The organism is Pseudomonas sp. NMI542_15 (assembly GCF_021283425.1).
Classification (GTDB): domain Bacteria; phylum Pseudomonadota; class Gammaproteobacteria; order Pseudomonadales; family Pseudomonadaceae; genus Aquipseudomonas; species Aquipseudomonas fortuita.
The window spans coordinates 220,477-234,024 of the sequence record NZ_JAJSRO010000002.1 but is presented as its reverse complement, the minus strand read 5'-3'; the positions used below and the strand labels follow the sequence as shown (position 1 = coordinate 234,024).

Here is a 13,548-nt window from a genome sequence, read left to right as displayed (position 1 = left end):
CATTCCTGCAAGACTTGAGGTCAATGCGGTCCAGGTGGGAGCTGGCTTGCCGGCGATGGGCCGCACAGCGGCCCTGCGGTTGAGCAGGTTATCGGCGTTGCCACACCTCGCCTTGTTCGGTCACTACCCAAGGCCTGTCAGCCGCATCCACCAGCACCCCGCCAACCCAGCGCTGCGCAGGGTTGTGATCCAGCCAGTGGGCCTTGCCTGCAAGCACTTGCTCGGCAAGCGGCGTCAGCCGCAGCAGTCGCTGCGCCCAAGCTTCTCCCGGGCCTTCAACCAGCAGCGGGTGTGGCGCGTGGATCAACGGCTGCAGCAGCACATGGAACATCTGGTCACCGAGGTAAGGCAGCGGGTCATCCTGCATCATCAACTGGCCAAACACGCGGCCGGCCGGTAGCGCGCCGCGTGAAGCCAGCACGCGCAGCAGCAGGCGTTCGGTAAGGCTCAAACCGTCATGTGCCCCCGGTAGCTCCTGCAGCTGGCGCGCCAATGCCCCGCCCAGCAACGGCAAGGCCGGGTGTGCGTGGCCAGCGAGGCTCGCCCAGCCTTTTGGATTGGGTGCGGTGTAGGCCGCCCATGCCTCGCGGGCCAGGGCGAGTGCATCCTCACCCAGCGCGCGACGTTGCGGCCACAACCAAGCCAGCAGGTCGGGGGCCAGTTGCCCAATGCCGATAAAGCGCTCGATGCCGGGCACCTGGTCAATTTCGATCAGCTCCAGCCGACGCGGCAGGCCAGGCAGGCTGGCGAGTACGCGAATCAGGAACAGCTGGTCGTAAGCGTCGGCCTCGCACCACAGCACAATTTCGCTGTCGCGGTTAAGCCCTGCCAATGCGCTACGTTGTGCTGCCTGGCGCTGTTCAAGGTCTTGGGGGCTCAGCCGGAACGCTTGTTGAACGTAGGCGCTGCGAACCTGCCAGTACTGCTCATCAGGCAGTGCCGGTACAGGCCCCATCACCATGGGGTCGTCGAACATCTGGAAAGCGCCGGCAAACCCGGCGGTGCGCAAGCTGTGGACGATGTCGTTGCCGCAGCGCCAGTGCTGCACGTTAGCCTCGTCATCGGCAGAAAAACCGGGGTGGCGTGCTGCAAAAGCCACGGCATCGGCATGGGCCTTGAGCTTGGGCCAGCTGGCAAAACCGGCCTCGCGGGCCACCAGCCATTGGGTATCGGCAAGCCGGTAGTCGGGGCCGGGCAGGCCAAGCGTGCGCAATTGCTCGCGGGTGTCGTCGGCTTGGTGGGTTTTCAGTTCGGTCAGCAAGCGCTTGGCGCGTTTGCGCAAGGCGGGCAGGTCGAGCAAGCCGTGGTGGCGGGAAGCATTGATGGCGGGCATGCCAACTCCTTTGGGGCTCGGTCCGCCGACAAGCCGGGAGCTGGTATGGAAATGGAGTGAAGCATGGCTCGGGCAACCCCTTTGCGCGGACCGCAGGCGCAGCCGGCGCCCAGGCCCCGACTTTAACGGTGCAGCGCAGCGGGTTGCAAATGATAGTTTTCCCATGGGTTGCCGTGCGCTTTATAGTGGCGGGCTTTTCTCCGTTGAAGTCAAAGGAATGGCGACCATGCGCATACGCACCCTGCTTGCAGCAATCGGGACCAGCTTGTCGCTGGGCTCGGCATTGGCTGCGCCAAGCCAGCCAGTGCCTGTAGCGGGCGAACGTATTTCGGTAAAGATCGAGGGCACCGGGCCGGACGTCATCCTGATCCCCGGGCTGGCCTCTTCCCGTGAGGTTTGGGCGGGGCTCGCCAGCACACTGCGCCAGCAGCATCGCCTGCACCTTGTGCAGGTTGCAGGCTTTGCCGGTTCGCCTGCCGTGCCCGCTGTGGACGGGCGCGTGGCCGCTCCTGTGGCCGAGGCGGTTGCTGACTATATCCGTAGCCAGCGCCTTGAGGCGCCGGCCATCATTGGCCATTCGCTGGGCGGTGAGGTGGCGCTGATGCTTGGCGCACGCCACCCGGAGCAGGTCGGGCGGCTGATGGTTGTCGATGCGCTGCCGTTTTACACGTTATTGATGGACCCCACGGCCACTGCCGAAACGGCTGCACCCCAGGCTGCCACATTCCGTGATGGGATGCTGCTGGCCTCGGCAGCGCAGGCCGAAGCCATGCAGCGTGCGGCCATTGACCGGCTGGCCAAGACCGCTGCGGCCAGGCCCGCATTGGTAGAGGCCGCGCTGCGCTCGGACCGCAAGGCGGTAGCCGACGCTACCTATGAACTGATGACCACCGACCTGCGCCCGGAGCTTGGCGATATCCAGGCGCCGGTGCAGGTCGTCTATGCCTATGACCCCTTGTATGGCATACCCGCTACCAGCGTCGATGCAACCTTCGCAAACGCCTATGCCGGGACGCGAAACATCAGCTTCAAACGTATCGATGGCAGCTTCCACTTCGTCATGCTGGACCAACCGCAGGCCTTCGCGCAGACGGTAGTCAATTTCCTCGATCGCTGAGGTTGGCCGCGGCGCAGCCTGCGCCCGGCAACATCTGTTCGGTTATCGCCCATAACCTGCTTCCTGCGCCTCAAGCCTGCGCCGGTACCTCCGATAGCAGCACACCCACCGTCGAATTTCGACCAGAAGTGGTGCCAATAAGGAGTACTGCCCGCATGCTTGCCAACCTCAAGATACGTACCGGAATGTTCTGGGTGCTGTCGTTGTTCAGCCTGACCCTGCTGTTTTCCACCGTCAGTGCCTGGCGGGCAGCAGTGGGCAGCGGTCAGCAGATCACTGAACTGGACCAGACCGCACACCAGTCGGACCGGTTGAACAATGCGTTGTTGATGGCAATCCGTTCCAGTGCCAATGTGTCCTCGGGCTTCATCGAGCAGTTGGGCGGCCATGACGAGAGTGCAGGCAAGCGCATGGCGCTGTCAGTCGAGCTGAACGACAAGAGCCAGAAGCTGGTCGACGAGTTCGTTGAAAATGTCCGCGAGCCAGCCCTTCGCACGCTGGCAACCGAGCTGCAGGCTACCTTTGCCGAATACGCCAAGGCGGTAGCCGGGCAGCGCGAAGCGACCCGCCAGCGTTCGCTGGAGCAGTACTTCAAGGTCAACATCGATGCCGGCAATGCCATGGGCCGACTGCAAGCGCTACGCCAGCAGCTGGTTGGCGTACTGAGCGAACGTGGCCAGCAGATCATGCTGGAGTCAGACCGTCGTCTGGCGCGTGCACAAATGCTGAGCCTGGGGCTGCTAGGGGTGACCTTGCTGCTGGCTGCACTGTGCTGGGCCTTCATTGCCCAGCGAGTGCTGCATCCGCTGCGTGAAGCCGGTCGGCACTTCCAGCGCATTGCCGGTGGTGACCTGAGCGTGCCGGTGCAAGGGCAGGGCAACAACGAGATCGGCCAGCTGTTCCATGAACTGCAGCGCATGCAGCAGAGCCAGCGCGACACCCTGGGGCAGATCAACCACTGTGCCCGGCAGCTGGACGCAGCCGCCACTGCGTTGAACGCGGTTACCGAGGAAAGCGCCAGCAACCTGCGTCAGCAGGGGCAGGAGCTGGAGCAGGCAGCTACTGCTGTGACCGAAATGACCACGGCCGTGGAGGAAGTTGCGCGCAACGCTATCACTACATCGCAAACCACCAGCGAGTCCAACCAGCTGGCCGCACAAAGCCGCCAGCAAGTCAGCGACAACATCGATGGCACCGAGGCTATGACCCGCGAGATCCAGACCAGCAGTGCGCACCTGGAGCAATTGGTGGGGCAGGTCCGGGATATCGGCAAAGTACTGGAAGTGATCCGCTCGGTGTCCGAGCAAACCAACCTGCTGGCACTCAATGCTGCCATCGAGGCGGCCCGCGCCGGTGAGGCCGGGCGCGGCTTTGCGGTGGTGGCAGATGAGGTACGCACGCTGGCCTACCGCACCCAACAATCGACCCAGGAAATCGAACAGATGATCGGCCGCGTGCAGGCGGGCACCGAGGCGGCGGTGGCGTCGATGCAGGCCAGCACCAACCGCGCCCAGTCGACACTGGACGTGACCTTGGCCTCGGGGCAGGTGCTGGAAGGTATCTACAGTGCGATTGGCGAAATCAACGAGCGCAACCTGGTCATCGCCAGTGCGGCCGAAGAGCAAGCTCAGGTGGCGCGGGAAGTGGACCGCAACCTGCTGAACATTCGCGAGCTGTCGATCAACTCGGCGACAGGAGCGCAGCAGACCAGCGAGGCGAGCAAGGCGCTGTCGGGGCTGGTGGGGGAGATGACGGCATTGGTGGGGCGGTTCAGGGTGTAAGGGTAGCCGGGCGACGGGCGTAAAACTCGCACCTGATCGTTGTTACATTAAAAGTGGGTGAAACTTATTTAAAGTTCCCCTTGCGGGTTGACTTCGATACTACCCTTGAATAAAGTTCGATCGCCCCGAGAAAGGGCCTTTTTTCCATTCACTGAAGAATTCAATGGACACAGTATCTAGTCGCTGCCTGACCCCTGCCGTATGGCCTGGTCAGGCACTTGAACCGGAACACCGGTCCCGACACCCTGGTCGGGCAAGCCGCGCCAGAGCCTGATGCTCCGTCGTGACTTGCCGCCACCGGTGTCTGCCGGTTGGAGGCAAGCTCATGAACCTCACTTCATTCGCTTCACACCGCCTGTTCGCCGGCCTTGCGCCGCAGCTGGCCCGTGCCCGGCCGTGCCGCCTGCACGGGTACCCTGACGACAGCCAGGAGCCCCCAAGTAGATGCGGGCCGCTGGCGCTTCTTCATGCCCGCTTGAGCCCCCAGACTTCTCACTGAATAAAAGATATTCAGCGGTATCTTCCCTCCCGAACTTACTAAGTTGAAAGTTTGCCGGGTAACTATTGCCCCGTGTTTATGAAAAGGAATCAATCCATGGACTGCGCGAGTAGAAAGTTCGCTGCCGACACAACTTCCGACCCTCGGCAGCGGACAGACAACTGTCGGAAAAACCCAGCATTTTTCTGCGACCCGACATGCCTTCGTTCACTGGCTGAGTGAAACGTCTGTGTGTCGTGCCGCCGCAGCGGCAGGAGCACAGCAACATGACTGTCAAACACCGCAACACCTCATCGGCCAAGGCCGAACGCGAAACTCGCCTGTCTACCCGCGCCGCCCGTGAAGCGCGCAATGGCCTGGCCGTTACCCTCGCCAACCTCGATGCCAGCGAGCAGGGCCTGACCGAGCACGAAGCTGCCAAGCGCCTGGAGCGCGATGGGGCCAACCAGGTTGCCCACGACCCGCAACCCCACGCTCTGGTGCAATTGCTCAAGGCCCTGCATAACCCGTTCATCTATGTACTGCTGATTCTGGCCGGGATCAGCTTCGTCACCGACTACTGGCTGCCGGTCAGCGCAGGCGAAACGGACGACGCCGACCTGACCAAGGTCATCATCATCATGACCATGGTCAGCCTTAGCAGCCTGCTGCGCTTCTGGCAGGAATACCGCTCGAACAAGGCCGCCGACGCGCTCAAGGCAATGGTGCGCACTACCGCAACCGTGCTACGCCGCGAGCAGGTCGGGCAGGCCCCGCGCCTGCGCGAAGTGCCCATGGACAAACTGGTGGCCGGCGACATCGTGCAGCTATCTGCAGGCGACATGATCCCGGCCGATATCCGCCTGCTTGAATCGCGCGACCTGTTCATCAGCCAGGCGGTGCTCACTGGCGAAGCGCTGCCGGTCGAGAAGTACGACACCTTGGGCAATGTCGCCCAGAAGTCCGCCACCGGGCATGGCGCCAACCCGGACAACCTGCTCGAGCTGCCAAACATCTGCTTCATGGGCACCAACGTCGTCAGCGGCCGCGCGCGCGCTGTGGTGGTCGCCACCGGCCGACGTACCTATTTCGGCTCGCTGGCCAAGGCCATCGCCGGTTCCCGCAGCCAGACCGCCTTCGTTCGCGGCGTGAACAGCGTCAGCAGCCTGCTGATCCGCTTCATGCTGGTGATGGTACCGGTGGTGTTCATGATCAACGGTGTGGTCAAGGGCGACTGGGGGGATGCCTTCCTCTTCGCGCTTGCCGTGGCAGTGGGCCTGACCCCTGAAATGCTGCCAATGATCGTCAGCGCCAACCTGGCCAAGGGCGCCGTGGCCATGGCCCGGCGCAAAGTGGTGGTCAAGCGCCTGAACGCCATCCAGAACCTGGGCTCCATGGACGTACTGTGCACAGACAAGACCGGCACGCTCACCCAGGACCGGATCATCCTCGAACACCACGTGCGCTTCGATGGCCAGCGCGATCGGCATATCCTTGAACTCGCCTGGCTCAACAGCCACCACCAAAGCGGCATCCGCAACCTGATGGACCAGGCCGTGCTGCATTTTGCTGGCCAGGACCGCCAGTTCCAGGTGCCTTACGCTTACGCAAAGGTAGACGAACTACCGTTCGACTTCATCCGCCGTCGCCTGTCCGTGGTAGTGAAAAATGCACTTGGCGATCACCTGCTGGTAAGCAAGGGGGCGGTCGAGGAAATGCTCGCCATCGCCACCCATGTGCAGGAGGGCGACCGTGTCGTTACCCTGGACCCGCTCCGCCGCCAGCAGCTTCTGGCCAGCGCCGATGCCTACAACCAGGACGGCTTCCGCGTGCTGGTGGTCGCCACCCGCGAGATCCCGTCGGCCGAAGGCAAGGCGCAGTACCACACCAACGATGAGCGCGACTTGGTGATCCAGGGCTTCCTGACCTTCCTCGATCCACCCAAGGAAACTGCCGGCCCGGCCATTGCCGCCCTGCGTGACATGGGGGTGCGGGTGAAGGTGCTGACCGGCGACAACCCGGTGGTTACCTGTAAGGTCTGCCGAGAGGTGGGCCTGGAGCCAGGCCTGCCACTGCTCGGCCAGGACATCGAGCGCATGGACGACACCACCCTGAAGCTTCAGGTCGAGGAACGCACTGTCTTCGCCAAGCTCACCCCGCTGCAGAAATCACGTGTGCTCAAGGCCCTGCAGGCCAATGGTCACACGGTCGGCTTCCTCGGCGACGGTATCAACGACGCCGCCGCCCTGCGCGATGCCGACGTCGGTATCTCGGTGGACAGCGGCACCGACATCGCCAAGGAGTCGGCCGATATCATCTTGCTGGAAAAAAGCCTGATGGTACTGGAGGAGGGGGTGCTCAAAGGCCGCGAAACCTTCGGCAACATCATGAAGTACCTGTGCATGACTGCCAGTTCCAACTTTGGCAACGTGTTCTCGGTCCTGGTGGCCAGTGCGTTCATTCCGTTCCTGCCGATGCTGGCGATCCACCTGCTGCTGCAGAACCTGATGTATGACTTCTCCCAGCTGTCGCTGCCGTGGGACCGCATGGACAAGGAGTTTCTCAGCAAGCCCCGCAAATGGGACGCCCGCAACATCGGCCGCTTCATGCTGTGGATCGGCCCTACTTCGTCGATCTTCGACATCACCACCTTTGCCCTGATGTGGTTTGTGTTCGCCGCCAATAGCGTCGAGATGCAGGCGCTGTTCCAGTCTGGCTGGTTCATCGAAGGGTTGCTGTCACAGACCTTGGTGGTGCACATGCTGCGCACCCGCAAGGTGCCGTTCTTCCAAAGCACCGCTGCGCTGCCGGTGGTGCTGGCAACGGGGCTGGTGATGGCATTGGGTATCTACATCCCGTTCTCGCCGGTGGGCGCGATGGTGGGCCTGGTGCCGCTGCCATGGGCATACTTCCCTTGGCTGGTTGCTACCCTGCTGGGCTACTGCGTGGTCGCGCAAGGGATGAAGACCCTTTACATCCGCCGCTTCGGGCAGTGGTTCTGAGCCAGGCGAGGAGAGCAGAGCATGCGAGTACTGATCTGTGCGGGACGCAACTATGCCGACACCCGGCGCTGCCGCCAGGCCCTGGATGACGTTCAGCGCCAGCGGCCGATCCGGGTGTTGATCCACGGTGGCAGCCAGTTCCTGGGCGGCGAGATCGAAAGCTGGGCACGTGAGCACGGTGCCGATCTGGTGCGCTACCCGCCGAACTGGCAGTTGCACGGCAAGCAGGCCGAACGCCTGCGCAACCTGTTCATGCTTAACGACAGTCGCCCTGATCTGTTGCTTGCCCTGCCCGGGGGCGATGACACAGAGGAACTGCTGGCCAGGGCTCGCGGCGCGGAGGTTCCGGTGATTTGCGGCAGGCAACCACGGCGGCCCGAGCGGGATGAACCTGGCGTGGGATAAGCCTGCCTGCCACCAGTCCTGTGGGAGCGGGTTCACCCGCGAAGAAGACACCGCCGTGGATGGCACGGGCTTCGCCCGTGTTCGCGGGGCAAGCCCGCTCCCACAGGGATCGCGCCAGCTTTTAGAAGTTGAGCAAGACAGTTGCGCCCACAATGACCGCGCTAGGTTTCACGTTTTTTGCGAGACAGTCGCTGGTACAAGTACAGCGTGGGCCGAAGCCGGCGCTGTACTTGCGGCGCCTCGGTGCCGAGCTGCTCAGCCCGGCTGCGCAGCAAGGTTATTGCTCACGTTGCGCCCCAGCACCAGCACGGTGACAAAACCACAGCCCACCAACGCGGTAGCCAGGCTCAACAGCACCGCCGTGCCCATATGGTCGACCACCTGCCCGCCGAAGAAAGAGCCCAGCGCAATGATCACCTGGAACATGGCTACGAACAGCGGCATGCCACGTTCAACATCCTTAGGTGCCACCACGAACATCCAGATGTTGGCGCAGGCCGGGAACGCACCGAAAGCGAAGCCCCACAGCGCGATCAGCATGGCAGCGCCCGTCATGCCGGTGGCGAAGTGCGGGAACAGGGCGGTGCTGACAGCAATCATCAGCGCAACCAGCATCAGGGTATGCCGCACGCTGCGGTTGGCAGCGTAGCCCGCGAAAATGTTACCCATGAACCCGGCGACGCCATACAGCAGCAACAGCGATCCAATCGTAGGCCCGTCAAAGCCGGCATTCTGTTTGAAGAACGGGGCAACATAGGTGTACGCGGCAAAGTGCGCCAGGCCGATCAGCAGCACGGCAATCAGCCCGACCCGCGCTTGTGGGTTGATGAACAAGGCCGGCAGGTCGCTGATGCGAATGGCCTTTTCCGGCAGCAGCCGCGGCAGCAGGAATACCTGCGCCAGCAGCACAGGTATGCCCACCAGTGCGGTGACCAGGAACGTCATGCGCCAGCCCATCAGGCCGCTCAGCCAGGTGCCCACGGGCACGCCCACTACGGTCGCCAGGGTTACGCCGGCCATGATGATGGAGTTGGCCTTGGCTACGCCCATGCCGTCGGGGGCCAGGCGGCCGCTGAGGGCGATGGCGGTCGCCCAGAAGCCACCGATACTGACACCCAACAGCACGCGGCCGACCAACAGCAGGTTGAAGTCGACGGCGTAGGCCACGATGGTGTTGGCGATGATCATGATCAGCGTCAGGCCGATCAGCAGGTAGCGCCGGTCCAGCGCGCCGACCCCCACGGAAATCAACGGCGCGGCCAGCGCGGCCATGATACCGGGCAAGGTCACCATCAGGCCGGCAAGGCCTGCACTGATGCCGAGGTCACTGGCCACATCGTTGAGCACCCCCACCGGGAGGAACTCGCTGGTGACCAGGGCGAAGGCACCCACGGCGACCGAGAGGATTGCCAGCCATTGCTGTGTGACGCTCTGCTGATTATGTTCGGGAAGGCCGCGAGGGGCCTGGCGGTTGCTTGGCATGGGGGTCGGTTCCATGAGGGATGGCGCCTGTAGCAGGCGCAGGAGCGGAGGGATTTGCAGGCGATTATAGGGATGGCCTTGCCAGGCCGACAGGCAGCCCGCTTGATAGTCATCATCAGCGTAATCGATGAAACCCCTGGTTTAGAGCGGAAACTATTGTGTTGTGGGGCCACGAAGCCAGTTTCAGGGCGGTGTCACAGCCGTTTGCTTCACCGGTAAGACACCGCCCAGCACCATCTGGGTGACCGTGCGGGTGGCGCGATCAAAGTCCAACTTGTCAGGTATAGCCACGCCTCTGAGCTGCGACATTTGCCAGGCAAGATTGGTATAGGTACGCGTTGCCGACCAGATGAAAATCATCAGGTGTTCGGGGTCACAGGGCGCCAACCGGCCATCCTCGATCCAGTTGCGCAGGCAGGCGACGTTGCGCCTGGCTTCCTCCTGCAGCATGTTCTTGCACACCTCAGGTAGGCGTTTGCCGCCTGAGAGCAACTCCTGGCTGAACACGGCGGCGCTGAACGGGTGCTCTCGAATGATGCGTATCCGGGCTTTGACATAGGCCCGCAGGCCCACTATCGGGTCGTCGCTTTTTCGCAACGCTGCCGAGGCCCTGACCAGCGGCTCGATGAAGCTCATCAGCACCTGGACGTACAAATTCTCTTTTGTCTGGAAGTAGTAATAGAGATTGGCCTTGGGCAACCCGGCGCGCTCGGCAATTTCGTGCGAATGGGTGGCGGTGAAGCCGGTGACGGCAAACGCTTCGCTGGCCGCCTGCAGAATAAGCTTGTGATTCTTGCGCCGGATACCGGGGTTGCCCAGCGCGTGGTCGACCGAGCCGAAAGTGGCGTCAGCACCCTCGCTGGTCGTGTGTGGCAGGTCGGGTTGGGCGTACATCACGGTTTCATCTGGGCTTTTTGAGAATCGGTGTATAGAAAAGTATATAGCGAGTGTTATGCTTTTCTTCAGCCGTTGCAAGGCTGCCATTTACACACCAGGGCCAAACTCATGCATTTTTTGATCAGGCAGGCGACGGCCGCGGATTGTGATGCGATCAGCCAGGTCGCGGCACGCACTTTTGCGCTGGCTTGCCCGGCGAATACGCCTGCGACGGAAATTAGCGCCTACATCCAAGGCGCGTTGATGCCAGCCGACTTTGAACGCTTGAACCGGGAACCGGAAATGCGCCTGTCGGTAGGCCTGATGCGCCGTACGGTCGTCGGCTACAGCCTGGTCAACCTTGCCCCAGAGCCCCTGGGCATTCCGGCTGCCGATGGCATCGCCGAGCTCAGCAAATGCTACGTGCTGCCCGAATACCACGGGGCGGGTGTGGCCCAGCGGCTGATGGCTGATGGCTGATGTGCTGCAGGGCGTTGTGGGGGCTCTGCGGTTGACGGTCAATGACAGCAATAGCCGGGCTATTGCTTTCTACTTGCGCAACGGCTTTGCAGTGGTGGGTGAAACCACGTTCCAGTGCGGGGCGGATGTACATCGGGACCTGGTGATGCTGCACGCAGGCCGGGCAGCCCCCTGAGGGGGGCGGCCCGCCTGGTCTTGCGTGCTAGGGCGTGACCAGCACATCACACTGCGATTCGTTCAGTACATGCTTGGTAACGCTGCCAACCAACAGCTCCTCCAGCGCGCTCGCACCCTGCTTGCCGACAACGATCAGGTCGCACTCCAGCGCCTGTTCCTGCTCGGCAATGCGCCAGCCAGGGTCACCGTGCTCCAGAATCTGCCGTGCATCGGCAATGCCCGCGGCCTCACTCAATGCAGCGAGTTGTGCCTGTGCGTCCTTGCGGATGACATTGCGGTAGTGGGTGAGGGTGTCGTGGTCGATATGGGCGAAACGCACGCTGCCTTCGAATGGGGCTTCGTACACGTGCAGCAGAATGATTTCGGCCTGTGGGGCAATGGCCCTGGCCAGTTTGATGGCGCGCAGCGAAGCGGGAGAGAAATCGACCGGCACCAGCACCGTGCGATAGGTATCACGAGGGGCCGGCTTGACCACCAGTAAAGGGCAGGGCATGTGGTTGAGCATTTTCTGCACGGTCGAACCCAGCAGCAGGCGCCGCGCCACGCTCTGGCCCTTGGCGCCGCATACCAGCAGGTCGCTGTGTTTGTCCTGCACCACCCTGTTGATTTCCGTGATCACCGAGCCGCTGGCAACCTGCACGCCCGCGCAAATGTCATAGCGCTGGAACAGCAGGGCTGCCAGTGCGCGGGTTTTTTCGCCGGCGCTGTCCAGTACCCGCTTCAACAGGTCGTCATCAGGCGCCACCAACTGCTTGAGGCGCTCGAAGGGGGCCGGGTTGGCAACGTAGAGCAGGTCCAGTGAGGCCTGTTGCGCGTTGCTCAGGTAGGCAGCGCGCTCTGCGGCGTTGCGGGCATGGGGGGAGAGGTCGGTGGCTACTAGTATGTGTTTCAGCGGGTTCATGTGGAGCTCCTTGTCCATGGCCGCGCGCAGTGTTCGACGGTTGTGCACTGTGCGCCTGGCGGTGCTTGAGTCATTCCTTGCTTGCAGCCATCGTCGCGCGAACCCGGCGCGAGGGCTTGATTTGAGTCAATGGAGCGTAGATGCCGCAGCGGATCATGCCGGCAGCAACAGGCGCAGCCCCCCCGTCATCACGATGGTAAATACCACCACCGGCAAGAGGGAAAACCGCGTTGCTGCGTACACCGTAAGCCCCAGCGCAATCAGGTCGGCCGGTTGCCCGGAAACGAACTTGGGTGCGATTACGGCAATCAGCACGCAGCCGGGCGCGGCGTTCAGCACCTGCGTCAGTTGCGGCCCAAGGGTGCGGTTGCGCAGCAGTAAAAAGCCCAGCGCACGGGTCAGGTAGGTGACCACGGCCATGCCCACGAGGGTGACCAGTGTAGGAAGGTCAATCATGGTTTGGCCCATAGGTAAGCAGTGACCAGGCCGGCCACGGTGCCCGCGAGCACGTACCAGCCACCGGGAATCAGCAGGTAGAACAGTGCGGCGCTGAGCAGGCTGAACAGCCAGGGCACGGCGGCGTGTACGCCTTTCCACATGCCCTTGAGCAGCACCAGGAAGACCGCGGCAAAGGCCATGTCGAAGCCATAGCTGCGCAGGTCGCCGAGCAGCGGCCCAACCTGCGCGCCGAGGCTGGTGAACGTGACCCAGGTGGCCCACAGGCACAGCGACACACCCATGAAATAGCGCAGGCTGAACCCGCCGCGCTGGCGCGCATCGGCCAGGCCCATGGCCCAGCTTTCGTCACACATGAAGAACAGCGCCCCCAATGCCTTTGGCAGCGGCAGGTGGCGCATGTACGGCGCCAGGGTTGCGCCCATCAGCAGGTGGCGGCTGTTGACCAGCAGGGTCATGGCGATAATCACCCATATTGCCGGCGGTGAGGTCCACAGCTCGACAGCGGCAAACTCCGAGCCGCCACCGAAGTTAAGGCCTGTCATCAGAGCCACTTCGCCTGCTGCCAGGTGGTGCTGGGAAGCCTGCGCGCCGAGTACCAGGGCACAAGGGATGAACCCCAGCAGCACCGGCAGGGCGGCAACGGCACCACGGCGCAGTTCGCTTTGCGGCGTGGTGGCAGGGGGATCGTTCAGTACAGGTTCAAGGGTATTCATGGTCACCTCCAGTGGAGGTAAATTATTCCAATGGAGCGCTAGGACCCGGCCAAGGTCGCGCTGGGCCTCACCCTGTTCGTGCGGGTGTGGCTCAAGCGCCAGGACCAGGACACCACCGACGCGTTCGTCGAAGCCGTGCGCCAGTTACCCGAAGTGGTGGAGTGCCATGTGATGGCGGGCGATTGCGACTTGCTGTTGCGGGTGGTGGCGGCAGACCTGGAAGCCTATCGACGCTTCCAGATCAAGCACCTGACCAGCCTGAGCGTGGTGCAGAACGTCAAGACCGAAGTGCCGATGGAAAAGATCAAGCTGACCACCGAGCTGCCGGTGTAGTCGTGCTTTGG

The 13,548-nt window shown here is 62.8% G+C and carries 13 protein-coding genes; 7 read left to right on the top strand and 6 right to left on the bottom strand.

The window, feature by feature from the left end; all coding sequences use genetic code 11:
* Positions 1-88 precede the first annotated feature (88 nt).
* The gene (locus LU684_RS04395; RefSeq protein ID WP_232894175.1) at positions 89-1,333 is read right to left on the bottom strand and encodes a DUF1835 domain-containing protein; all 1,245 of its coding nucleotides are present in this window, start codon (positions 1,331-1,333) and stop codon (positions 89-91) included.
* Between the two features lie 226 nt (positions 1,334-1,559).
* On the opposite strand from LU684_RS04395, the gene LU684_RS04390 reads away from it, so the two are divergent.
* From LU684_RS04390 to LU684_RS04375, 4 genes are all read left to right on the top strand, one after another.
* Positions 1,560-2,450, top strand: coding sequence for an alpha/beta fold hydrolase (locus LU684_RS04390; RefSeq protein WP_232894174.1), 891 nt, complete (start codon positions 1,560-1,562; stop codon positions 2,448-2,450).
* 155 nt (positions 2,451-2,605) lie between these two features.
* Positions 2,606-4,231, top strand: coding sequence for a methyl-accepting chemotaxis protein (locus LU684_RS04385; protein ID WP_016486146.1), 1,626 nt, complete (start codon positions 2,606-2,608; stop codon positions 4,229-4,231).
* Between the two features lie 765 nt (positions 4,232-4,996).
* Positions 4,997-7,711 (top strand): magnesium-translocating P-type ATPase, encoded by a 2,715-nt coding sequence (gene mgtA, locus LU684_RS04380; RefSeq protein ID WP_232894173.1) that lies wholly within the window; start codon positions 4,997-4,999, stop codon positions 7,709-7,711.
* Between the two features lie 21 nt (positions 7,712-7,732).
* Positions 7,733-8,116, top strand: coding sequence for a DUF2493 domain-containing protein (locus LU684_RS04375; RefSeq protein ID WP_016486148.1), 384 nt, complete (start codon positions 7,733-7,735; stop codon positions 8,114-8,116).
* A 255-nt stretch (positions 8,117-8,371) separates the two neighbouring features.
* Here the strand turns inward: LU684_RS04375 and LU684_RS04370 are convergent, their stop codons facing one another.
* Entirely contained in the window at positions 8,372-9,598 is a 1,227-nt protein-coding gene (locus tag LU684_RS04370) for an MFS transporter (RefSeq protein ID WP_024717803.1), read from the bottom strand.
* A gap of 183 nt (positions 9,599-9,781) precedes the next feature.
* Positions 9,782-10,492, bottom strand: coding sequence for a TetR/AcrR family transcriptional regulator (locus LU684_RS04365; protein WP_095114896.1), 711 nt, complete (start codon positions 10,490-10,492; stop codon positions 9,782-9,784).
* 246 nt (positions 10,493-10,738) lie between these two features.
* Between LU684_RS04365 and LU684_RS04360 the strand changes: the two genes are divergently transcribed.
* Together LU684_RS04360 and LU684_RS04355 are read left to right on the top strand one after the other, a co-directional pair.
* A complete protein-coding gene (locus LU684_RS04360) occupies positions 10,739-10,954 on the top strand; it encodes a GNAT family N-acetyltransferase (RefSeq protein WP_224372475.1) in 216 nt (71 codons plus the stop codon).
* Positions 10,947-11,129: a hypothetical protein gene (locus tag LU684_RS04355; protein ID WP_224372477.1), complete on the top strand. Its 183-nt coding sequence runs from the start codon at positions 10,947-10,949 to the stop codon at positions 11,127-11,129. The genes LU684_RS04360 and LU684_RS04355 overlap by 8 nt, the downstream gene beginning before the upstream one ends.
* A 27-nt stretch (positions 11,130-11,156) precedes the next feature.
* On the opposite strand, the gene LU684_RS04350 is transcribed toward LU684_RS04355, so the two are convergent.
* The 3 genes from LU684_RS04350 to LU684_RS04340 all read right to left on the bottom strand — a co-directional run bounded on the left by LU684_RS04350 (position 11,157) and on the right by LU684_RS04340 (position 13,204).
* On the bottom strand, positions 11,157-12,032 hold the full coding sequence (locus LU684_RS04350) for a universal stress protein (protein ID WP_232894172.1): 876 nt from the start codon (positions 12,030-12,032) through the stop codon (positions 11,157-11,159).
* Between the two features lie 153 nt (positions 12,033-12,185).
* Complete coding sequence (locus tag LU684_RS04345) at positions 12,186-12,488, bottom strand: AzlD family protein (RefSeq protein WP_095115099.1); 303 nt, start codon at positions 12,486-12,488, stop codon at positions 12,186-12,188.
* Positions 12,485-13,204 (bottom strand): AzlC family ABC transporter permease, encoded by a 720-nt coding sequence (locus LU684_RS04340; protein ID WP_232894171.1) that lies wholly within the window; start codon positions 13,202-13,204, stop codon positions 12,485-12,487. The genes LU684_RS04345 and LU684_RS04340 overlap by 4 nt, the downstream gene beginning before the upstream one ends.
* Before the next feature lie 78 nt (positions 13,205-13,282).
* Here LU684_RS04340 and LU684_RS04335 point away from each other — a divergent pair, with 78 nt between their 5' ends.
* Complete coding sequence (locus LU684_RS04335) at positions 13,283-13,537, top strand: Lrp/AsnC ligand binding domain-containing protein (RefSeq protein WP_024717801.1); 255 nt, start codon at positions 13,283-13,285, stop codon at positions 13,535-13,537.
* The last annotated feature ends 11 nt before the right edge of the window (positions 13,538-13,548 follow it).

Coding starts and splice junctions, on each gene's coding strand:
- LU684_RS04340 (WP_232894171.1), bottom strand. CDS start 13,204: ATGAATACCCTTGAACCTGTACTGAACGATCCCCCTGCCACCACGCCG.
- LU684_RS04385 (WP_016486146.1), top strand. CDS start 2,606: ATGCTTGCCAACCTCAAGATACGTACCGGAATGTTCTGGGTGCTGTCG.
- LU684_RS04395 (WP_232894175.1), bottom strand. CDS start 1,333: ATGCCCGCCATCAATGCTTCCCGCCACCACGGCTTGCTCGACCTGCCC.
- mgtA (WP_232894173.1), top strand. CDS start 4,997: ATGACTGTCAAACACCGCAACACCTCATCGGCCAAGGCCGAACGCGAA.
- LU684_RS04390 (WP_232894174.1), top strand. CDS start 1,560: ATGCGCATACGCACCCTGCTTGCAGCAATCGGGACCAGCTTGTCGCTG.
- LU684_RS04375 (WP_016486148.1), top strand. CDS start 7,733: ATGCGAGTACTGATCTGTGCGGGACGCAACTATGCCGACACCCGGCGC.
- LU684_RS04370 (WP_024717803.1), bottom strand. CDS start 9,598: ATGCCAAGCAACCGCCAGGCCCCTCGCGGCCTTCCCGAACATAATCAG.
- LU684_RS04355 (WP_224372477.1), top strand. CDS start 10,947: ATGGCTGATGTGCTGCAGGGCGTTGTGGGGGCTCTGCGGTTGACGGTC.
- LU684_RS04350 (WP_232894172.1), bottom strand. CDS start 12,032: ATGAACCCGCTGAAACACATACTAGTAGCCACCGACCTCTCCCCCCAT.
- LU684_RS04360 (WP_224372475.1), top strand. CDS start 10,739: ATGCCAGCCGACTTTGAACGCTTGAACCGGGAACCGGAAATGCGCCTG.
- LU684_RS04345 (WP_095115099.1), bottom strand. CDS start 12,488: ATGATTGACCTTCCTACACTGGTCACCCTCGTGGGCATGGCCGTGGTC.
- LU684_RS04365 (WP_095114896.1), bottom strand. CDS start 10,492: ATGTACGCCCAACCCGACCTGCCACACACGACCAGCGAGGGTGCTGAC.